We start from the raw sequence: 21,866 nt of genomic DNA on the forward strand, positions 1-21,866 counted from the left end.
GACATGGGGAAATGTGCCGTTATTACCGCTTCCAGCCTTCGTGATGGTAACCAGTACTGCCTGGAAATCGACAGCGATATCAGTACCAACTTCCCGCGCCGGGATCCAGAAGGCGCAGCCGTTGTGATGAACCATGCAATAGAGAAAGTCATTACACGCGGTATGGACCAATACATGTGGATGCACAGACGATTCAAAACCATGCACGACGGCAGTGAACGCGGACATCTTTACAACGATTAACTCTTTGTAAAAAATCAAAAAAGACAGCCAAGGCTGTCTTTTTTGTTGTCCAGAAAGTGACTAGCTTTGGTTAGTTAAATTCCATATTCTGCTCGGTACGCTTTTACCGCTTCAAGCTGATCAGGGTTGCCACCCTTCTCTTCCAGGTAAGTAATCAAATCTGTCAGGCTGACAATTGAGATCACTGCACAACCAAAGTCGCGTTCTACTTCTTGAATGGCAGAAAGTTCACCTTTGCCTTTCTCTTGACGGTCAATCGCAACCAGAACACCCGCTAAGTCTGCACCGTTGGCTTTGATGATTTCCATCGACTCACGAATCGCTGTGCCTGCAGTAATCACGTCGTCCACCAACATGATACGGCCCTCAAGTGCGCTACCTACCAAGTTACCGCCTTCACCGTGGTCTTTGGCTTCTTTTCGGTTGAAACAGTATGGCGTGTCTACATCGTGGTGATCAGCCAATGCTACCGCGGTTGTTGTGGCAATTGGGATCCCTTTATATGCAGGGCCAAACAACACATCGAATTCAATACCAGAATCCGCCAATGCAGCCGCGTAGAAGCGACCCAGCTTTGCCAAATCACGCCCAGTATTGAACAAGCCAGCGTTGAAGAAGTAAGGGCTCTTACGACCTGATTTTAAAGTAAACTCACCAAACTTAAGCACTTCTTTCTCTAGTGCAAACTCAATAAAATCACGCTGGTATGCTTTCATTTTTCGCTCTCTAATGATGGTTATAATCGAAACCAAGTAAGCTGAATGCCTTCTTCGGTTTCTGCTCAAAAAAATAGCCCCTCAATGAGGAGCTACCTTTCAAAATCAATTTTCTAACGCTTTTTTCTGCGTTTCTACAATGGTGCCAATACCAGTCTTCGCCAGTGCTAGCAGCTCAAGTAATTCTTCGTGACTGAACGGTTCGCCTTCCGCTGTGCCCTGAACTTCGATCATACGTCCATCTTCAGTCATGACAACGTTCATATCCGTGTCTGCTGCGGAATCTTCAACGTATTCAAGATCGCACAGCGCCTTGCCTTCAACAACACCAACCGACACTGCTGCCACATGCCCTTTCATCGGGCTGGCTTTCAGTTTGCCCTGCTCAATCAGGTGTTGGAATGCATCTGCCATTGCAACGCTTGCACCGGAAATCGATGCTGTACGCGTTCCGCCATCGGCTTGAATCACATCGCAGTCAACGGTAACCATGATTTCACCCATGGCTTCCAAATCCACTACTGCGCGTAGGCTACGAGCAATAAGGCGCTGGATTTCCATCGTACGTCCACCTTGTTTACCACTCGCCGCTTCACGGCGGTTACGAGTGTGCGTGGCGCGAGGTAACATGCCGTATTCTGCCGTAACCCACCCTTTACCCTGACCTTTCAGCCAACGAGGTACGTTTTCTTCCACACTGGCATTACACAGGACTTTGGTATTGCCAAACTCAACCAGCACAGAGCCTTCTGCATACGCTGTGTAGTTACGAGTCATTTTGATTGGGCGAACTTGGTCCGCAGCGCGATCGTCTGGACGCATGGAATCTTTACCTTATAAGGGAGGCGAATCGGATTGGGAGCAAAGTATATAGGAAATCACTCGGGCTGCCTACCTGTATGGCGTGTTAAGAGGGAACTAAACATCTTGTCGATTATGTTTAGCCAGATCGCTTAGTGAGTCTTTCCAATAATGGTAATTTTGTGTGCACAAAAAAACACCGTTTGTTTTCAAGCTAGTGCGAGGTACTCCATGAAAAAATTCCTTATTGTAGCGATAGCAGCGTCGCTTTCCGCATGTGGCGGTGGCAGTGATGACTCAGGCTCTTCTTCAAACAAAAACTCTTCTAGTAACAAATCATCTTTCAACATACAAAGTCGTCCTGATATCGCTCTTACTGAAGCTCAAATCAGCCAGTTAAGATCTGAATCATTCAGTGCTCTCAACAAAACTGGTTTCAAATCACCAAAACACTTCGAATAAATTGCGGAATAAGGAAAACCCACATGAATAAGACAACCTTAGCTTTGCTTATTGGTGCTTCCATAGTGAGTGTCACCTCTTTTGCCAGCGAGCTGAATAACTTACAGGGCTACTACAAATCGAAAGCTTCCATTAGCCATACAGCCAAGAAAATTCAGCAAAACAAAGTAGAATTTATGAACCTGGATGAGGCTCTAAAAACGCTTTCACCAGGTAACTCTCCTCAAACACTTCGCTCGATTTCCGATATCGCCAATGGCAAAGGGCAAGTCTATCTGGACACCTACAAGAAGTTTAATCTAAGTAACAAAGTGTGTGTGGTTAGCAAAGACGGAGCAACGATTGCTTTCGAAGCCAACGATGGCGACACTAGCTGCTCATTTAACGCTGGGAAAGTGTCAAAAGCGATGGCGAAGTCCAGTAAGGGGCTGACTTTCTACCAGCAATTTGGCACAGGTTCAAACGCACAATATTCAATAGACAGAATCAGTGCTGATGGTTCAAAACTATCGTCTAGTTTCTTGTTTAGCTTTAAGGGTCAACTGGTTGGCGAAGTTGCGATAGTTAATAAAGCACTAAACTCAGGGCTTTACACGGTTGAACATTATTCTGATTATGGATCGGCAGATGGTGATAAATACGCATACAAAGCCTACCAATGGACGAACGAATTTAGCGAAAACTCTGACGCTACAGTAAACACATTTTCACAATTGTCAGCGACGAATGTTCCTCCCTATTACTGGGCAGCTACAGATACCGTGAAAAAAGTACCCGTGACGTCAAACGCCGAGCACTTCACCGTATCGCAAGTTCAACAATTCCAGCAACCTGTCTCGGGTGGCGTAGCCATTAAATATAATTACTCTGCAGCCGATCCTGGTGATCTCATTGCCTACATTTTTAACAATGAAAATAGACTTGTTGGATTGAGTCCTGATGCTTGTACGATTAAACAAATTGCTGATGGAAAATCGCCAGTGGTTTGGTACAAAGGCTGGAACCGAGGGACAAGCTGTGGATCTGCGGGAGCAAATTCAGAGAAAGTATCTTCAACCACTTTACTAAATGATGCGAGCAAAGCTATTCCAGTCAACACTCTTCAGTCCAGTGCAAAGACAGCCATCGAAGCAGTTGGAAACTTGTCGACATCAAATTCACAAATGACAGACCAGCAATTCAATGCATTAAAAGTTAAGTACGAAAGCGCATTAAAAACGTTCTCTAACTTTAACAGCCTTGAATTTTGGAAATGATCTACCCAAAAAGAATCATCGAAAGGCAGCACTGGCTGCCTTTTTCTTTAAGCTAAATTTGAAGCCTTTGGTCGTCTATCCCTGTTGATGCACAACTGTGCTACTATACCGCCCATTCGACATTTTCATCTCCGCGAGCAAAGGATAATTCAATGATCTACAGCATGACTGCTTATGCACGAAAAGAAATCAAAGGTGACTGGGGCAGCGCAGTTTGGGAGATTCGCTCCGTAAACCAGCGTTATCTGGAAACTTACTTTCGATTGCCAGAGCAATTTCGAGGTCTTGAGCCCATCCTGAGAGAGCGTTTTCGTAAGAAACTGGCGCGCGGTAAGGTGGAATGCCACCTGCGCTTTGAAGCTAATCCAGCAGCCAAAGGTGAGATCACCATCAATCAAGATTTGGCCAAACAAGTGATCAATGCTGCAAATCAAGTGATGTCGATGACGGGTGAAGAAAGCCGCATCAATCCTTTCCAGGTGATGAACTGGCCAGGCGTGATGGAAACGCCAGAGCAAGACATGGACGCTATCAATAAAGAGTTGCTTGGCTCATTTGATGAAGGCTTGAAAGACTTCATTGATGCTCGTGGACGCGAAGGTGCAAACATGAAAGCGCTCATCGAGCAGCGTCTGGAAGCCATCACTGAACAAGTAGTCAAAGTACGTGCTCGCATGCCAGAAATTCTTGAGTGGCAACGTGAACGCCTGCTGTCTAAATTCGAAGAAGCAAAAATTGAGCTGGACGGTTCTCGCGTTGAGCAAGAACTGATTCTACTGGCTCAAAAATCCGATGTTGCAGAAGAGTTAGATAGGCTCGATTCACACGTAAAAGAAGCGAATAACATTCTTAAGAAAGGCGGCGCATGTGGTCGTAAACTCGACTTTATGATGCAGGAGTTCAACCGCGAATCCAACACCCTAGCTTCTAAGTCCATCAGCACCGACATCACAGCATCTGGCGTAGAACTGAAAGTCCTGATCGAACAAATGCGCGAGCAAATTCAGAATATTGAATAAATCAAACAAAAAACGGGTCACTAATTATAGTGACCTGTTTTCATTAAAGGTGTTCGTTTCAGCTACACACCAAGCTTTTCACAGGCTTTAGCGCTTAAATGCAACCCTAAGAGTAATACAGCAAACGTTGCTACTCCAACAATGAACATCATGACGACAAACTCTATGTTTCCGGTTTCACTGGCTGAGGCAGAAAGATCAATACCTATTATTTCCGCACCAATATGCGCTGCCAGCATACCGGCTGCGCCAGTAAAAAAACTTACAGGTATGAGAAACAGGTGCCTCATCACTCGTTTAAATAAAGAATCAGCTTCTAATGTATATATGTGTTTCATATTAAGTAACCACCTACAAGTGCTTAAAAAGTACACCTCGCTCCAACATTAAAACTTCCGCTTCCAGAATCACCTGAGCTATTTGGGCTTGTATGTCAACTAACAAACATTGGTGCCTACCTTGCAAATGAACGTCACCGACATCACGGCATCTGGTGTGGAACTGAAAGTGCTGATCGAATAAATGCGCGAGTAGATCCAGAACATCGAATAACAAGAAGGGAGAGGTCGCTAAAATAACGACCTGTTTTCATCGGGCATATTGGTTTCAGCTACACACCAAGCTTTTTACACACTTTGCCGCTTAGATATAAACCTAATAAAAATACAGCGAATGTTGCTACACATCCAAAAAACAATGCGACAAACCCAATGTTTCCAGTTTCACTGGTAGGGGCAGAAAGATCTATACCTATCAATGACGCAACATAATGTGCTACTAGCATACCAACCGCTCCAGCCAAAAAGCTAACTGGTATTAAGAAAAGATGCCTCACCACCCGCTTAAAGACAGTATCAGCTTCCAATGTATAAATATGTTTCATGTTGTCCCTAAAAAACAAACGATCCTAACCTAACTATTTAAAAAAACGTCTTTTTTCGTTGCTACTACTGTGATTTGGGAGTGACTCCACACATTCTTGTACCTGAAAATGTGTCTAACTTAGTCAGTCATGCAAGAAATTACTTTGTCAAAGAGACAGGTTGAGAGATTTTGTTTTTGTTCTGGTAATCTATGTGAAACTTTTTCAGGCAGTTAACTCATAATACGAACTCTGGCCTTACTTACTACGCGAATACTGACCACACCCCGAGTAAACAATGATAAGAAACATCGTAAAACTCTTTCTATTCTTCTTGCTGACGGCATTTTCCAGCAAACTGATTTTTCTATCCGCTGCCAGTTATATTCCTATCAGCATTTTCAGTGCAGATGGCGTTCTAAGTTTGCTCTACGGATTGAGATTTGATGCCACCATCGCAGCATTGCTCACCGCCCCTGCTGCATTAGTCTTATTGGTATTGAACTTTATTCGCCTGGATATGCGCTGGGCAGTACGCTTATGGGCGGCGCTTGCATCTTTATGGATCATCGGCACCACGGCATCTGACACCATTTATGCCGAAGATGCACGAAAGCATGTCACCTTTGAATTGTTTACGGCGTCGGGTCTGGTGGATTCCGTACTGATTACCGCTTTCACCTTATACTACCCTCTCATCATTCTGGGGCTTGTGCTAAGTGTGGTATCGGTCTTTATTACCTGGCGTATCCGTTGGGTCAATATGAAAACCAGCCGCCTCACAGTTGGTAAATACACGCTGGCAACTCTGTCTTACTTAGTGCTTACCGTCACCTTCATCCGTGGTGGTTGGTTTGACGCTCCTCAATCACCGATGAGTGCCTATAAGATTGGTCACAACGATCAGGCGTATCTGGCGTGGAGCGCTCCCTACAGCGTGACCTACTATCTAGCGAATGGAAAACACAAATCGGTTTCCCGCGTAACAGCAAGCCCAGATGAGTCCGTACAAGAGGTATTTAAAGCGGCACTCAACAAAGATAGTCAGGCGAATATCAGTAACCTGAAGAAAGCGAATGTTGTCTTAATTTTGCTGGAGAGCTGGGTTTCTATAGACATGAATAGTGAGAATCCCGCTCATCATTCAACACCGTTTTTCGATGAACTGCGCACTAAATCGCTGACCGCGGATGCCATGTATGCCGATGGCTATCGCACTGTTCAAGGTGTGTTTGCCAGCATGTGCAGCTTCCCGAACCCAAATGGTGGTATCGTGGCGGGCACACACCTTCAAAACAGCAAGTATAAATGCTTGCCACATATGCTTCGCGAGCAGGGCTGGGATACCCGCTTTATTCAGGGGAGTGGTAAAGGGATCGTAGGTGCCTATTCTCAGTCTCTTGGGTTTACCGAGTCTTACGGTAAAGAAGACTTTGGCTTTGAAGCGCCTCATAACGAATGGGGATTCCAAGACGACAGCATTTATCGTTTCTCAATGGATCGAATCAAAGAAATTCAGAACAGCGATTCTGACTCACCATTTTTCGTCACGATAAATACAGGCACCACTCATGGCTCAATTCTGCCAAACGAGAGTGACTACACGTTTGGTAAAGAATCGATGCCTGAACTTCGTCGCAGCACCATGCATTATGCCGATCTTGCGTTGAAAGACTTCATTAAAGAACTGCATGAAACGGTGAAAGAGCCAACTTTAGTGGTCATGATGTCGGATCATACCGCGAAGATTGTCGAGCCAGGTCTAGCCAAAAACTCCATTCCGTTCCTTATCTACGCGAATGACGGCAGTGTACCGGCTCTGCACCACAAAACCGCAGTATCTCAGCGGGATGTTGGTGCGACGATACTTGATTGGCTTGGGGGGTCCGCTCCTTGGTTTACCGGCAGTTCATTACTGGATGAAAACTTTAACGGGCAATCGAGCTTCTCAGACGGCAGCTTGTTCTTTTGGGTCGATGGCAAAAACATGGTGACCATTGAATCCAGCAATCATGAATTACAACAGTGTTTTCATATCCTGAAAGACACCGTGACTTTACAAAAAGCAGACTGCTCAGAACCTTGGGTCGAACCTTTATACCAACAAGGTCGAGATTTTAATGCCCTTACCCAAGAACTTCTGTTCAACGGTGAGACAACCCAGTATCGGGATATATTTAGCCAGAAAAACTAAACTCAAAGGGCGAAGACAAGCATTGAGATGATCGAACAAAAAATGCTATCCTTTCGCCCCATTTTTTAGGCATCTTACCCTACTGTGATTTAAACTTGCAGGCAGGTAACCAGGAATCAACAAGCGGAATTTTCATGGGTAAAGGTACGTTATACATAGTGTCAGCGCCAAGCGGTGCAGGTAAATCTAGCTTGATTTCAGCGTTGTTGGAGAAAAACCCAACCTACGCAATGAAAGTCTCTGTATCTCATACGACTCGTGGCATGCGTCCTGGTGAAGAAGATGGTGTCCATTATCACTTTGTCAGCAAAGATAAGTTTGAAGAACTGATTGAGCAAAAAGCGTTTTTGGAATACGCCGAAGTATTCGGAAACTACTACGGCACATCACGCCCGTGGATTGAAGAAAACCTGGAAAAAGGCATTGATGTGTTCTTAGACATCGACTGGCAGGGCGCGCGTCAGATTCGCGAGCAAATGCCACTGGCTAAGAGCATTTTCATTCTTCCACCGTCAAAAGAAGAGCTGGAACGTCGTCTTAACGCACGCGGTCAGGACAGCGAAGCTGTGATCGCCAAGCGCATGAACGAAGCACAATCTGAAATTTCTCATTACAATGAGTATGATTACGTCATTGTAAACGATGACTTCGACACCGCAGTGGTCGATTTCAAAGCGATCCTTCGCGCTGAACGCCTGAAGGAAGACAAACAAGCCGCTAAATACAGCAGCATGTTAACAGCGCTATTGGCCGAATAAGCTATTAGACTGTATAATTTCTCGTCATATTAAATTTTTAGTTAAATATTGGAGTCCTCATGGCACGCGTAACTGTACAAGACGCTGTTGAAAAAATTGGCAACCGTTTCGACTTGGTTCTGATTGCGGCACGCCGCGCTCGTCAAATGCAAACTGGCGGCAAAGATTCACTAGTGCCAGAAGAGAACGATAAGCCAACGGTTATCGCACTTCGCGAAATCGAAGAAGGTCTTATCACGAAAGAAGTTCTGGATGCTCGCGAGCGTCAAGAGCAGCAAGAACAAGAAGCAGCAGAACTGGCGGCAGTTAGCAGCATCGCTCACAACCGTTAATCGCTCCACTTCATAAAAATTCCGGGCCCGTAATTTGTATCTTTTTGAAAGCCTAAAAGAAGTTGCCCAAGAATATCTGACAGAGCCTCAACTTGAGGCTCTGAGTCGATCTTATGTGGTAGCAAGAGACGCCCATGAAGGGCAAACCCGCTCTACTGGCGAACCGTACATCATCCATCCTGTTGCAGTTGCACGTATCCTCGCAGAAATGCGCCTTGATAACGAAACCCTGATGGCAGCCCTGCTGCACGACGTTATCGAAGATACCGAAGCCACCAAAGAAGATTTGGAAGAACAGTTTGGCACTACGGTAGCCGAGTTGGTCGACGGGGTATCTAAGCTGGATAAGCTTAAATTCCGCGATCGAAAAGAAGCGCAAGCCGAAAACTTCCGCAAGATGGTGCTCGCCATGGTTCAGGATATCCGCGTTATCCTGATCAAACTGGCTGACCGCACGCACAACATGCGCACGCTTGGGGCACTTCGCCCCGACAAAAAGCGTCGTATTGCTCGTGAAACTCTGGAAATTTATGCCCCGCTGGCACACCGTTTAGGTATCCACAACATCAAAGTGGAGCTGGAAGAGCTGGGGTTCGAAGCCCTCTACCCCAACCGCTACCGCGTTCTGAAAGAAGTGGTGAAAGCCGCTCGTGGTAACCGTAAAGAAATCATTCAGCGTATCCACTCTGAAATTTCTGGTCGCCTTGAAGAAATGGGGCTTGAAGCACGTGTCTTTGGTCGCGAGAAGAACCTGTTCTCCATCTATAACAAGATGCGCACCAAAGAGCAGCGTTTCCACACCATCATGGATATCTACGCATTTCGTGTCGTCGTCGATTCTGCTGACATGTGTTATCGCGTACTCGGGCAGGTTCACAGCTTGTACAAGCCACGTCCGGGCAAGATGAAAGATTACATTGCGGTCCCTAAAGCCAATGGCTATCAATCTTTGCATACCTCGATGGTTGGCCCTCATGGTGTGCCGGTTGAAGTGCAGATCCGTACTGAAGACATGGACCAAATGGCAGACAAAGGTGTCGCGGCACACTGGTCTTACAAATCTAACGGTGATAAATCTGGCACAACGGCACAAGTGAAAGCCCAGCGCTGGATGCAAAGCTTGCTAGAGCTTCAGCAAAGTGCAGGTAACTCTTTCGAATTCATTGAAAACGTAAAATCCGATCTGTTCCCAGACGAGATTTACGTCTTCACGCCGAAAGGTCGTATCGTTGAGCTTCCTGTTGGCGCAACTGCCGTCGACTTTGCTTATGCGGTGCACACCGACGTGGGTAACATGTGTGTTGGTGCGCGAGTTGATCGCCAACCATACCCACTCAGTAAGTCACTGAAAAACGGTCAGACTATTGAGATCATTAGTGCGCCGGGTGCTCGTCCGAACGCTGCCTGGTTGAACTATGTAGTGACCTCGCGTGCTCGTACTAAGATCCGTCAGGTTCTGAAAACCATGCGTCGTGAAGAGTCCATCACCCTTGGTCGTCGATTGCTCAATCACGCATTAGGCGACAACTCGATTTCAGACATCAAGCAAGAAAACATCGATCACGTACTGGCAGAGCTAAAAGTGGAATCGCTCGACGATTTGCTGGCCGCTATTGGTTTGGGTGAGTTGATGAGTATTGTGATTGCGCGTCGCCTATTAGGTGATGTGGATGAATTGACGGAAACCGAAAGCTCCGATCCGAAGAAAGCCAAGAAGAAACTGCCGATTCGTGGCGCCGAAGGTATTTTGCTGACCTTTGCCAACTGTTGTCACCCGATCCCAGACGATCACATCATTGCACACGTCTCTCCAGGTCGTGGCTTGGTGGTACACCGTGAAACCTGTCCGAACGTTCGTGGTTATCAGAAAGAACCGGATAAATACATGGGCGTTGAATGGTCGAACGATTACGATCAGGAGTTCATTACCGAGCTTCAAATCGACATGCAGAACCATCAGGGCGCACTGGCGGCACTGACCAGCGTGATTTCCCAAACGGGTTCAAACATCCATGGCATCTCGACTGAAGAGAAAGACGGGCGTTTGTACACCATCACCGTACTGCTGACGACCAAAGATCGAGTCCATTTAGCTGGCATCATGAAGCGCATTCGCGTTATGCCACAGGCAACCAAGGTTCGCCGTCGCAAACATTAATTGCTTTAAAGCCTCTTCTCTCATGAGAAGAGGCTTTTTCAGAGTTCCTTATGAATTTAGACCGTTACCATCGCATTCAAACCGTGCTTAAAGCGCGCCAGCCAGATTTAACCCTGTGTCTGGAAGAAGTCCACAAACCCAACAACGTCTCCGCTATTATCCGCAGTGCCGACGCCGCAGGCGTTCATAAAGTACATGCCGTGTGGCCGGATCCAAAAATGCGTACCCTAAGCCATACCTCCGCAGGAGCAAGAAACTGGGTTGAAGTAGATACCCACGAGTCCATTGACGACGCAGTAGGCGTATTGAAAGGTCAGGGCATGCAGATTCTGGCAACCAACCTGTCAGACACGGCTGTGGACTTTCGTGAGATTGACTACACCAAACCAACCGCAGTTATTCTCGGCGGCGAAAAGCATGGCATCACCAAGCACGCTCTATCCATGGCGGATCAGGACATCATCATTCCTATGGTCGGTATGGTGCAGTCTCTGAACGTATCGGTCGCCAGTGCGCTGATCTTGTTTGAAGCACAGCGTCAACGCCAGAATGCGGGGATGTACGATCGCAGTGAGCACGCCCTGCCAGAAGAAACCATTCATCGAATTCTGTTTGAACGAGGGCATCCGGTATTGGCGAAAGTCGCCAAGCGCAAAGGGCTACCTTACCCTCCTCTTGATGAAGAAGGCCAAATCGTGGCTGATGAAGCTTGGTGGGCAGAAATGCAAAGAAAGTAGCCATTGGGCTACTTTCTTTTTATATCTACTGAGACACGTGCTCAACAACATCAATTCTAAAGCCTACCGGGTCTTCCACCATAAAATGTATCTGCCCCCAGACTTCTTCTTTTAAGGGCATCGCCAGCGTGAGTTTGTTTTCCATCGCCCATTCATAAGCCGTTTGTGCATTGGCAACCTCCAATGAAATCACGTACCCATCCTTCCCCATTTGAGGGTGAAGAAACACCGGTTGTGCCGCATGGGAAGGGACTAAGAACCCCAATTGAATGCCGCTCTCTGACACAAGATGCAAATAGAATTCAGGGTCATAAAACACGGCTGTAAAACCAAATGTCGCTTCATAAAAGTGTTTGAGCGCTTCCAGATCATTCGCCACCATCACGGGAAACATCGCTTGTACATCAATCATCACTCTCTCCTTGCTGTAGTAAACAAGTTCAGTGTGAATTAATCGGACTCTTCTGAATTGTACAAAACGGACATATTGCGAAACTGCAGATAGGTCATTCCCATAAAGCGCTGGCAGTCGCGAATAAAATGGGACTGGTCGTAATAGAAGTCAGCCCAGGCATTCTCCTCCTGAGTATTTTCAAGCTGCTTGATTGCATGTTGAAACCGCATGACTTGCTGAAATTCTCTTGGAGACACGCCAAGATGATGCCGAACTACCCTTCTGAGCTGACGCGACGATATTCCAAGTTCCCGACAGTGCACATCAGAAAGTGCCACACTGCCCGCCGTTGCCTGGGAGAAATTGAGAAAGTTCGCTAAACGTGAATCGATAACACTAGGCGAAGCGACTCGAGTAAGCCATTGAGTGATGGCGCCGCAACGCGAATAGAAGTCTTGGTTTTCCACCAGAAAACGCTGAACTGCACCACTGTAGTCCGAAGGGAGCAAATCTAATACAGACAACCCCTGAACTTCACTTGCCCAACTTTCCAGTGGATGAACCGTTAATGCTTGATAGCCCAAAAGTTGAAAACGCACACCAAAATAGGAAACGGGACCTTCGAGCTGAAATGGATTTGCTGATAAAAACGGAGGAATGAAAACGCTCTCCTGCGGGTTATCTACTCGCGTTATCCAGTCCACGCAATTATCCGGAATACTGTGATAAACATACCGACCAAAGGGCACATTCAACTGCCAGAAGCTTTGCACTATCTGTGAAACTGGCTCTGGCGGCACCAATGTCTGGTATCCATCCTGAATGTGCACATTACCTTGAATGGGGTGGTAGTTCGAGGAAGCCACGGCATATCCTTATTGCCTCAATTGCTATAAATCTACCTCAAACCCCACCCTTTTCCTAACTTAGGACGCAGTGCTCTCTTTCATTGAAGTGGGCTGAATCCCCTCTTCTGCTACTGGTATTTCGTCAGGAATCACATCAGGCAAACGCTGCTCCATCAACCTCAGCGGGCGATACAACAAACTTGCGATCCCCCATAAGACAGCAAATGCCCCGAGCCCCGCCAGTAATACGCCAACACCAAGCCCTTCCCTTTCCCCCAATGCAGAGGAAATCAGCTCAGCCACTGGCGAATCACCATAAACAAAAGGCTCTACCACATGCTCAGCCATGTAACCAATTACAAAATACGCTAATGGCATCATCGACCAGGACATCATCTGGTTCGTGGCAATGACTCGCCCTTGAAGTTCCAGCCCCACTTTCACTTGAATCAAACATTGCCAGTGGGCGTTAACAAGCGCCAGAGACATACCAATTCCGAAGAAACCCAGCATTAAGAAGAATTGCTGCGCCATCAAGCCTGCGATCATCATCGACACGCCAGTCAGAAGGGTAAACCCAATCATTCCGTGGGCTCTCAATCTGGTTCCGCCCCAGATCCCCATCAGCAACCCACCAACCAGCTGACCAATACCATCAAACGCCAGAACTCGTCCTAGCAAATCAGCTTCACCGACCGATAAAATCAAGGGTGTGCCAAGCACCATAATGGCACTGAACGCAAAGTTATAAACGGCGAAGAAAATAACCATGGCAACCATTTCTTTGCGCTGCAGAATGTATTGCCAGCCTTCCATGATTTCCTGAACCAATGGCAACTCGCGTTTTTTGAACATCCGATTAGGGAACCGAATCAGCAGTAATGTCGTAAACGCCACACAGAACGCTGCGATGTCGAGCATCAACACGTTTCTCAGTCCAATTTCCAAGAACAGATACCCACCCGCAAAGACTGCGATAACCTGACTGGTGGATGAAGCCAACTGAGCCAGACCATTGGCTCTACCCAGATAGCGCTTGGGTACCAGCTGGGCAATGGTGGCGATATAGGCGGGTCGCTGAAACGCTTGCCCTATCGAACTGATGGTAACAACGGTGTAAATCTGCCAAATCTGAAGCTCGCTGGTGGTTATCATAAAGAAGATAAAGAGCGTACCGCAGACAGAAATGGTGTCGCTGAGCATCAGAATGATCCGCCTGTCCCAGCGGTCGACCAGCGCCCCGGCAAAGGGCAACATCAGAATACCGGGCAACAGAGCAAACACAGAAATGTACGCAAACTCGGTCACCGACCCCGTTTGCAGGTACACCCAGGTACCGAGTGCAAATGCGGTTACTCCCGTGCCCAGCATCGACATAAACTGCCCAAATACGATGATGAAAAACAGCGTCAGGCTGGGATTGGTCTCTTGCTCCGCTCGCTTGCCTTGTAGCCAACCACTAAAAGAGAAGCTTTCCTGACTTTTCGAATGCTCTTTCTCCGGTGGTTCACTGTTGGGATGGTGCTTATTCGACTGCCATTTGGTTATCTGACAGTCTAAGATTCGGCTCAGCTCATGGGGCTGGTGCTTAATGAAAAAATGCCCCGCGTCTGGCAATACTTCCAAATCCACATCTGAAGAAAATGCCTGCCAGTCTTGGTGCCTCTCTTCAAAAAACTCCGTACTCTTGTCCTTATCTCCATAGATAGAGAGAATTGGTGCCTGAATTCGGTACTGTTCAGGAGATAGGTTCGCTTGAGTGTAGAAATCCTCCGCATCACTGACATCCTGCCGCATGGCCGACATCATAAAATCGAGCTCATCTTCTTCTAACGATTCAGAAAAGCCCCCTAAAGACAGAATGGATTCAAATCGAAGGCGATTGGAGATCAGACGGTCAAACGGAATCCACTGCCTCAAAGACTCTAAAGCGGCAAAAGGCAGTCGAGGGAACGGGAAGGTCGCCCCCAAAAACACACCGTGAACCTGTCTTCCCTGAGACTCCAACCTGCGAGCAATGTCCAGCGTCAGAGCGCCTCCGACACAATGACCGAACAGGTACACGTCCCCTTCAATGCCACTCAGGATCTCTTCTACGCACTGCTCAGCTATCTGAGGCAATGGCATAAGCGATTCATCCGCTCTTGCGAAGTCGTGCCCTGGGAAGTTTAAGGCGTATAGAGAAAAGTCATCCGGCAGGCAACTGGCAAGAGGCTGGTACGCAATCGGGCTTCCACCACCATAAGGGACACAGATCAGCTGTTTTTTCTTAGTTTTGCTGCGTTTTAAGCAGTGAAGTAACCCAGAATGTTCTTCTTCACCCTCACCTTCCAGATACGTCGCCAAGCCAACAATGTTTGGATGCCTAAACAAATCCGTTACGGTTAGTTTTCGAATTTGCTCAAACTCAGCATGTTCTGAGAGCGCCCGATTCAGCACGCTGATCATCCTGATGGCAGCAATGGAGTTACCACCAATATGGAAGAAATTATCCTGCGTACCGACACGTTCGATACTCAAAACGTCTTGCCATGTGTTCACAAGCAATTGCTCTAGCGGAGAATCTGGCGGTGTATATACATCCACGGACTGCCAAACAGGTTCGGGAAGCGCTTTGCGATCCAATTTGCCATTGGCAGTGAGCGGCACATCCTCAATGGCGGTAAAGGTGGACGGCACCATATATTCTGGCAATTGTTCTGTAGCGACGACTTTCAGAGGCTCAAAGTCACACTCGCCATTGCCTTCTGGTACCACATATGCCGCCAGTGTTTTTACACCATTGCGCTCAACATCAATGACTACCGCATGCTTAACCGATGGTTGCTGACAAAGCAGAGTCTCGATTTCACCCAACTCAACTCGGTACCCTCGGACTTTTACCTGAAAATCTTTGCGCCCTTTGAATTCGATGTACCCATTTTGATTCCAGCTTCCTAAATCACCCGTCCGGTAGAGCCGACCTAACGTTGGATGATAAAAGAACTGCGCCTCACTGCGAACCGGATCTTTGTAATACCCTTTGGCAACCCCCACTCCGCCGATATGGATTTCTCCAGTCGCGCCAACGGGGCAATGACCACCAAACTCATTCAGTACCCACATCGTCTGGTTAGGCATGGCCAAGCCATAGGGAATGCTTGTCCAGTCGGGTTTCACTTCTTCAATTGGATACCAGATGGACCAGATACTGCCTTCTGTTGCTCCGCCTAGAGAGACAGGAGACACGCCAGGAATCAAGCTTTTAAGCTGATTCGGGAGCTGAAGAGGGATCCAGTCGCCACTCATCAGCACCACTCGAAGGGTACGAAGTTTGTTGGCAGTCAGTTCTGCCTCTTCCGCCAGAAGCTGTGCGAGCTGAGGAACGGAGTTCCAGATGGTCACCTGATGTGCCTCAACCAAATCTGCCCAGCGGCTCGGGCTCTGAACCTCCGACTGGCCTGGGAACACAATAGCAGCACCCGCCGCTAAAGTGCCAAACAGATCGTAAACAGACAGATCAAAGCTCAAATCAGACAAGGCCAATACCCGATCGTTTGTCTGAACATTGAAAGTCTGGTTCACCGCTTCAATAGTATTCATGGCGCCATCGTGGCTGATCACTACCCCTTTGGGTTTTCCCGTGCTGCCAGAGGTAAAGATAACGTATGCCAGCTCCGTGGGTTGCACAGTGGGAAGTGATTGCTGCCAGTTTTCAGGCGCAGGCTGTGATATTACGTCATCAACAATAATAAGCTGGTAAGCGTTCAGCCAGTGCGGGTCGGTGCTTTGCTGGGAACATTCTGCCATTTGAAGCTGATGATATTGCGCCTTTGAGATCACCAGTCGAGATACGCCACCAGCTTGCAATACATCGTGAAGACGAGATGCCGGCCAGGCGACATTAAGCGGCAAATAAGCCGCACCGACAGCCATAATCCCCAGAGTAGACACCACCTGCAGTTCACTCTTCTCAGTCAGAACCCCGATCAGCTCCCCTCTTTGAACACCAGATTGAGTCAATACATGAGTCAAGGACAACACATGCTGGCTTACTTCCTGATAGCTGTAATCCCCTTCGGATGAGATAACCGCCGTGGCATTGGGATGGTTCTCTGCCTGCTCAAAGAAACCTTCAAACAGATTACGCGATGGGTAGTCCGCCTCAGTGTTGTTCCAGTTGTTCAACAGGGTATGCTTTTCTTCTTCTGAGAGAATATCGATTTGCCCCAGTGCCTGCTGGCTGTTTTCAGCAAACCCGTTCAGCACGCACATGAAGACCTTGATGAAACGTTGGATAGATGCTTCATCAAACAGGCTAGTCGCGAAATTGATGCTGCCGTAGATGTCGTCTTCACCGTCATCCAGATACATACTCAAATCGAATTTAGCAGGGTTGGTTTTAGAGCGAACGTCGTCAAACTGAGCTTGCTTAAAAGGCAAAGGGTTCTCTTTCAGCCCTTTCTCACCAAAGCTCTGCACCGCAAACATCACCTGAAAAACAGGATGTCGGGACATGTCTCTTTCTACGTTCAGCGCTTCAACCATTTGCTCAAATGGCAAGTCCTGATGCCCTTTGGCATCAAAAACCGTTCGATGAACATCAGCGATAAAGTCTTTAACGCTCTGCGACAGAGACACGTCTGCGCGCAAAGGCAGGGTATTCACAAAGTACCCAATCAGATTTGCTACCTGAGGGTAATGACGGTTGTCAGAAGGTGTGCCGACGACCAGACTTTTCTGCCCAGACAACATGGCTAACGTCGTGTAAAAGCCACTAAGGAGCACGGTGTACAATGTGGTGTCTCGTTTGCGAGCGAGCTCTCGTAACTGACGAGACAGATCCCCTTCAAAGGTAAACACGACATCTTGCCCGCGATAATCCACACTGGCGGGTCTCGGGCGATCCGTAGGCAAAGCCAGATTTTCTACATCAGAAAGTTGCCGAGTCCAGTAAGCGAGCTGCTTATCTAAGTTGTCACCTTGAAGATGCTGGTGTTGCCACAAAGCATAGTCACTAAAATCCAGCATTGGCTCGGCGAGATCAGGGCGCTGCCCAGAATGATAGGCTTGATAGACAAGTGCCAACTCATCAAGAAATACATCTGTCGACCAGCCATCAAAGGCGATGTGATGCCAAATCACCAGCAAGTAGTTTTTTTCTGCACCAATATACCGAATCAGCCGCATCGGTGGCTCAGCCGTCAAATCAAACGGCTGTGCAATCTCGGTATCGAATGTCTGTTTTAATGACGTGTCTTCGGGCAGAACCTCCACTTTGATGGAGGCAGCCTCGTTTAAGTGATGCACATACGGCTGATCTTGCTCATCCGACAGATAGACAGAATTCAGTACCGGATGGCGCTCAGCCATAAACTGAAACGCCTGCTCCAACGCCGACAGGTCAACATCATCGTCCAGTTCAAACACGTAAGGAATATGGTAGGCATCAGTACCCTGTTCAAACTGCTCAATGAAGAGCATTCTTTCCTGTGAGAACGAAAGCACATTGGGCTTTGATGGCAACCTGAGTATCTCTCTTTCCCAGAAATCGTACTTGGAGGCGACTTTATTCAACTGGAGCAACGCCAATAATTCAGGTTTACTGGCTTTGATTTCATCCAGCAATTCGGGGCACGGCTTGTCACCAGAAAACGCCAGCTTAATTGCTTCGTCTTCGACCCAGACCGACATATTGCTGGCTTTGATTCGATTGACTAGCTCATACATATCTAGATACTCATTTCGTTATCTTGTTCTTCCAGGAAGCTATGTTTCTGGTTCTCTTCAATAAACTGAGCCAGCTCACCAATGGTTTTGGTGGTGTATAAGTTCACTAGCTCAAGTCGAAGGGAATGCCCGAGATAGCGATTGATCTGACTGACTACCTTGATGGCGTTGATGGAGTTCCCCCCTACCTGGAAGAAGCTATCGTGAACACCTATTCGCTCTGCACCCAACACCTCCTGCCAGATACCACACAGCGCGATTTCCAGTTCAGTTTCCGGTGCGATGTAGCGGTCACTAGCAGACCACTCTGGTTCAGGTAAGGCTCGGCGGTCTAACTTGCCGTTCATGGTCAGCGGAATGGCGTCAATCTGAGTGAATGTCGACGGCACCATAAAGTCAGGAAGGGAAGCAGACAGAGCTTGCCTGATGCGTTCAACATCCAGCGTGGTGTCGCTGACAATGTAGGCTGCTAAGTATTTTTCGCCCTCTTTCTCTCGGTCGATGACCACCGCCTGCTGCACCGTTGCCTCTTCCAGCAACACGGCTTCGATTTCACCCAGCTCAATGCGGTGACCTCGGATTTTTACCTGAAAGTCATTTCGACCGATGTACTCCAGTTGACCATCGTGACGCCAGCGCACCAGGTCGCCTGTTTTGTACAGGCGTTCCTCGTGTCCTGCTATCGGGCTGGTGATAAAGCGCTCTTGCGTCAGTGCTTCTCGGTTGAGATAGCCACGTGCCAGCCCTACTCCGCCAATGTGCAACTCTCCCGGCACACCAATTGGGCACAGCTTGCCTTGATTGGATAGCACGTAGCAGCTTTCGTTGTTTAAAGGGGTTCCGATAAGGTTGGCTTTACCTGGTTGATACTCCGACTGAGTGCTCCAGATGCAGGCTTCGGTTGGACCATAAACCTGAATCACCTTTTGGAAACGCTGAGACAGGCTGTGATACAAAGTTTCAGAGCCACTTTCTCCACCCACTATCACGGTGATATGGGACAAATCGACCGACTCAGGCAAAGCTACCTGCAGCACTGACCACACCGATGGTGTGAGCTGAAGAACATTGGTCTTCAAAGCATGGCTAGATAGCGTGTCAGGCGCTTGATGGATGTCCGACAGGTACACTGTGCCGCCAGACAGCAGTGGTAACCCGTATTCCAGCCCAAAGATATCAAAGGTGTATTGCGTCAGACTGACTAAGGAGACAGGCTTCGCGCCCAGAGACTGGTGATATTGATGCACAAAGTCTGCGTACGCAGAGTGCGGCATCATGACGCCTTTTGGCTTTCCTGTGGTGCCAGAGGTGTAGATGACGTACGCCAAGTCATTGCCTGAGATAGTTACATCCAGATTATCTGTTGATTGCCCCTCATACGCTGATGGGCTGTCCACTGCAACCAGCTCCGGTAGAGCAGAAAGCTCGTTGAGCCAGCTGTCCAGCTCACTCAATTGGCTTTGCTGAGTCAGCACCAAAGGCGCGGCGGTATCTTCAAAGATGAACTGTGCCCGCTCTTTCGGGTAATCCGGCGAAACTGGAACGTAAGCCCCGCCCGCTTTCAGCACCGCCAATAAGGCAATCAGCATTTCACTGCTGCGCTCCATAAATAGGGCAACGGGCGTATCGGGTTTCAGTTCGGATTGGTAACGCTGTTGGTGGGTATCACGCAAAGTGTTCGCCAACTGGTTGGCTTTTTCATTCAACGCTTGGTAGGTCAGCGTTTCTTCCTGATGCACCAGCGCTATGGCATCTGGTGTTTGTTGAACCTGCGCTTCAAACAGTCGGTGCCACATGGGTTCAACAGGAAGCTCTGCCTCTGTTTGGTTCCAGTCGATAAATAACTGCTTCTCGCTGTCGGTTAATACGTCTAACTCAGCGATGCTTTGCTCCGCATTACAGACAAACCCGGTCAGGATTTGCTGATACAACGCCAGAATGCGTTCAGCAGTAGCCAGCTCAAACAAACTTACCGCATAATCCAGCCCGACTTTCAGAGCCTGATACCCATCATCAACATGCAAAGTCAGATCAAACTTCGCGGGTGAGTAAAAACCTTCGTCTCCCAAGTCTACCGATTCAAACGGCAATGCATCCTGACTGAGTTCTTGATGACCAAAGCTTTGCATGCCAAACATCACCTGAAACAGAGGGTGACGCGACATATCACGCTCAACGTTTAACACATCAATTAATCGCTCGAATGGCACGTCCTGATTCGCTTTGGCGCTGGTCATGACTTCGTGCACCTGTTTGATGAGGTCAGACACTTTGTTGTCGCCTTTTACCTGAGCTCGCAGCACCAGAGAGGTAGCAAAGAATCCAATCAGATCTTGAGTCTGAGGAAGGTGTCGATTGTCCGACGGTGTCCCCACCAAATGATCTTCCTGACCAGACAACGTAGCCAGTGCGACGTAAAACGCACTCAGCATCACCACATACAAGGTTGTGTCGTGTTCGCGCGCTAAGGATTTGAGTTGAATAGACAGCTCAGGGGAAAGTGCCAACGATACGTTTTTCCCGCGATAATCCACTTTTGGTGGTCTTGGGAAATCGGTCGGTAGGGCTAAGGTTTCGAAACCAGAAAGTGTGTTTTTCCAATATTCGGTTTGGTTGCCTGTCTCATCACTTTCTAGTTGATGTCGCTGCCAGAACGCATAATCACAATAGTCGATCTCCAGCGCAGGAAATACGGGCTGCTTGCCTGCTTTTAATGCGGTATAGGCTTGGGATAGTTCGCGCAGAAATATGTCTGTCGACCAGCCATCAAAGGCGATGTGATGCCACAGCATCAACAGATACTGTTTGTCGCCTACCTTGTACTGGATAAGACGTAACGGTGGCTCTCTGCCCAGTTCAAATGGGCGTGCAACGTCTTCGGCTAACGCCTGCTTAAATGCATCAAACGAGTCTGCCAATCGCACGGGCATTGCGACAGGCTGAGTGCTTTCATGCAAAGAGAATTGCCCCTCTTCACTCTGCTGATAACAGGACTTGAGTACCGGGTGGCGATCCACGATGTATTGAAACGCCGAGAGCAGTTGAGGTAACTGAATATCGTCAGATAACTCCACGGTATAGGGAATATGGTAAGCGTCCGTTCCCTGCTCAAACTGTTCGATGAAGAGCATACGCTCCTGAGCAAAGGAAAGCGCGCCTTTGCTCTCTGAAACGGAGAAGATTTCTTTACCCCAGAAGTCGTGCTTGGAGAAAATCTGATTGTTTTCTAAAACTTCCAATAACTGAGGCTTACTGGCTTTGATGGCGGTCAGCATCTCTTCGGAAGGTTTATCGGCACCAAACGCAAGTTTGATCGCGCCATCTTCCACCCATACTGACAACTCATTGGTTTTGATTTTATTGATTAGATCTAACAT

Annotated in this window: 17 protein-coding genes; 9 read left to right on the forward strand and 8 right to left on the reverse strand. The window is 47.9% G+C overall.

What is annotated here, in order from left to right:
• Positions 1-243: LpxL/LpxP family acyltransferase (locus RH89_RS20270; RefSeq protein ID WP_004405936.1), on the forward strand; the 243-nt coding region annotated here is incomplete at its 5' end.
• Between the two features lie 74 nt (positions 244-317).
• Here the strand turns inward: RH89_RS20270 and pyrE are convergent.
• Positions 318-959 (reverse strand): orotate phosphoribosyltransferase, encoded by a 642-nt coding sequence (gene pyrE / locus RH89_RS20275; protein WP_004405938.1) that lies wholly within the window; start codon positions 957-959, stop codon positions 318-320.
• A 105-nt stretch (positions 960-1,064) separates the two neighbouring features.
• Positions 1,065-1,781, reverse strand: coding sequence for a ribonuclease PH (rph, locus tag RH89_RS20280; protein WP_004405939.1), 717 nt, complete (start codon positions 1,779-1,781; stop codon positions 1,065-1,067).
• Between the two features lie 210 nt (positions 1,782-1,991).
• Between rph and RH89_RS20285 the strand changes: the two genes are divergently transcribed.
• From RH89_RS20285 to RH89_RS20295, 3 genes are all read left to right on the forward strand, one after another.
• Complete coding sequence (locus RH89_RS20285; protein WP_004405940.1) at positions 1,992-2,222, forward strand: hypothetical protein; 231 nt, start codon at positions 1,992-1,994, stop codon at positions 2,220-2,222.
• Between the two features lie 23 nt (positions 2,223-2,245).
• On the forward strand, positions 2,246-3,478 hold the full coding sequence (locus tag RH89_RS20290) for a hypothetical protein (protein WP_004405941.1): 1,233 nt from the start codon (positions 2,246-2,248) through the stop codon (positions 3,476-3,478).
• A 152-nt stretch (positions 3,479-3,630) separates the two neighbouring features.
• On the forward strand, positions 3,631-4,497 hold the full coding sequence (locus RH89_RS20295; protein WP_004405942.1) for a YicC/YloC family endoribonuclease: 867 nt from the start codon (positions 3,631-3,633) through the stop codon (positions 4,495-4,497).
• 62 nt (positions 4,498-4,559) lie between these two features.
• On the opposite strand, the gene RH89_RS20300 is transcribed toward RH89_RS20295, so the two are convergent.
• Positions 4,560-4,835: a hypothetical protein gene (locus tag RH89_RS20300; protein WP_004405943.1), complete on the reverse strand. Its 276-nt coding sequence runs from the start codon at positions 4,833-4,835 to the stop codon at positions 4,560-4,562.
• A 272-nt stretch (positions 4,836-5,107) separates the two neighbouring features.
• Entirely contained in the window at positions 5,108-5,380 is a 273-nt protein-coding gene (locus RH89_RS20305) for a hypothetical protein (protein ID WP_004405944.1), read from the reverse strand.
• Between the two features lie 277 nt (positions 5,381-5,657).
• Between RH89_RS20305 and RH89_RS20310 the strand changes: the two genes are divergently transcribed.
• The 5 genes from RH89_RS20310 (at position 5,658) to trmH (ending at position 11,538) form a co-directional block, all read left to right on the forward strand.
• The gene (locus tag RH89_RS20310; RefSeq protein ID WP_004405945.1) at positions 5,658-7,553 is read left to right on the forward strand and encodes an LTA synthase family protein; all 1,896 of its coding nucleotides are present in this window, start codon (positions 5,658-5,660) and stop codon (positions 7,551-7,553) included.
• 134 nt (positions 7,554-7,687) lie between these two features.
• Positions 7,688-8,311: a guanylate kinase gene (gene gmk, locus RH89_RS20315; protein WP_004405946.1), complete on the forward strand. Its 624-nt coding sequence runs from the start codon at positions 7,688-7,690 to the stop codon at positions 8,309-8,311.
• Between the two features lie 59 nt (positions 8,312-8,370).
• On the forward strand, positions 8,371-8,643 hold the full coding sequence (gene rpoZ / locus RH89_RS20320) for a DNA-directed RNA polymerase subunit omega (RefSeq protein ID WP_004405947.1): 273 nt from the start codon (positions 8,371-8,373) through the stop codon (positions 8,641-8,643).
• A 34-nt stretch (positions 8,644-8,677) separates the two neighbouring features.
• Complete coding sequence (gene spoT, locus RH89_RS20325; RefSeq protein ID WP_004405948.1) at positions 8,678-10,801, forward strand: bifunctional GTP diphosphokinase/guanosine-3',5'-bis pyrophosphate 3'-pyrophosphohydrolase; 2,124 nt, start codon at positions 8,678-8,680, stop codon at positions 10,799-10,801.
• Positions 10,802-10,851: 50 nt separating this feature from the next.
• Positions 10,852-11,538, forward strand: a complete 687-nt coding sequence (gene trmH / locus RH89_RS20330; protein ID WP_004405949.1) for a tRNA (guanosine(18)-2'-O)-methyltransferase TrmH — start codon at positions 10,852-10,854, stop codon at positions 11,536-11,538.
• A 25-nt stretch (positions 11,539-11,563) separates the two neighbouring features.
• Here trmH and RH89_RS20335 read toward each other — a convergent pair whose 3' ends face one another.
• The 4 genes from RH89_RS20335 to RH89_RS20350 are packed head-to-tail and all read right to left on the reverse strand — an operon-like array spanning position 11,564 to position 21,866.
• Positions 11,564-11,950, reverse strand: a complete 387-nt coding sequence (locus tag RH89_RS20335; protein WP_004405950.1) for a VOC family protein — start codon at positions 11,948-11,950, stop codon at positions 11,564-11,566.
• Positions 11,951-11,988: 38 nt separating this feature from the next.
• A complete protein-coding gene (locus RH89_RS20340) occupies positions 11,989-12,798 on the reverse strand; it encodes a helix-turn-helix domain-containing protein (protein WP_004405952.1) in 810 nt (269 codons plus the stop codon).
• A gap of 60 nt (positions 12,799-12,858) precedes the next feature.
• On the reverse strand, positions 12,859-18,489 hold the full coding sequence (locus tag RH89_RS20345) for a non-ribosomal peptide synthetase (protein ID WP_004405954.1): 5,631 nt from the start codon (positions 18,487-18,489) through the stop codon (positions 12,859-12,861).
• A gap of 2 nt (positions 18,490-18,491) precedes the next feature.
• On the reverse strand, positions 18,492-21,866 hold the full coding sequence (locus tag RH89_RS20350; RefSeq protein ID WP_038146863.1) for a non-ribosomal peptide synthetase: 3,375 nt from the start codon (positions 21,864-21,866) through the stop codon (positions 18,492-18,494).

The organism is Vibrio nigripulchritudo ATCC 27043 (assembly GCF_000222685.1).
Lineage (GTDB): Bacteria > Pseudomonadota > Gammaproteobacteria > Enterobacterales > Vibrionaceae > Vibrio > Vibrio nigripulchritudo.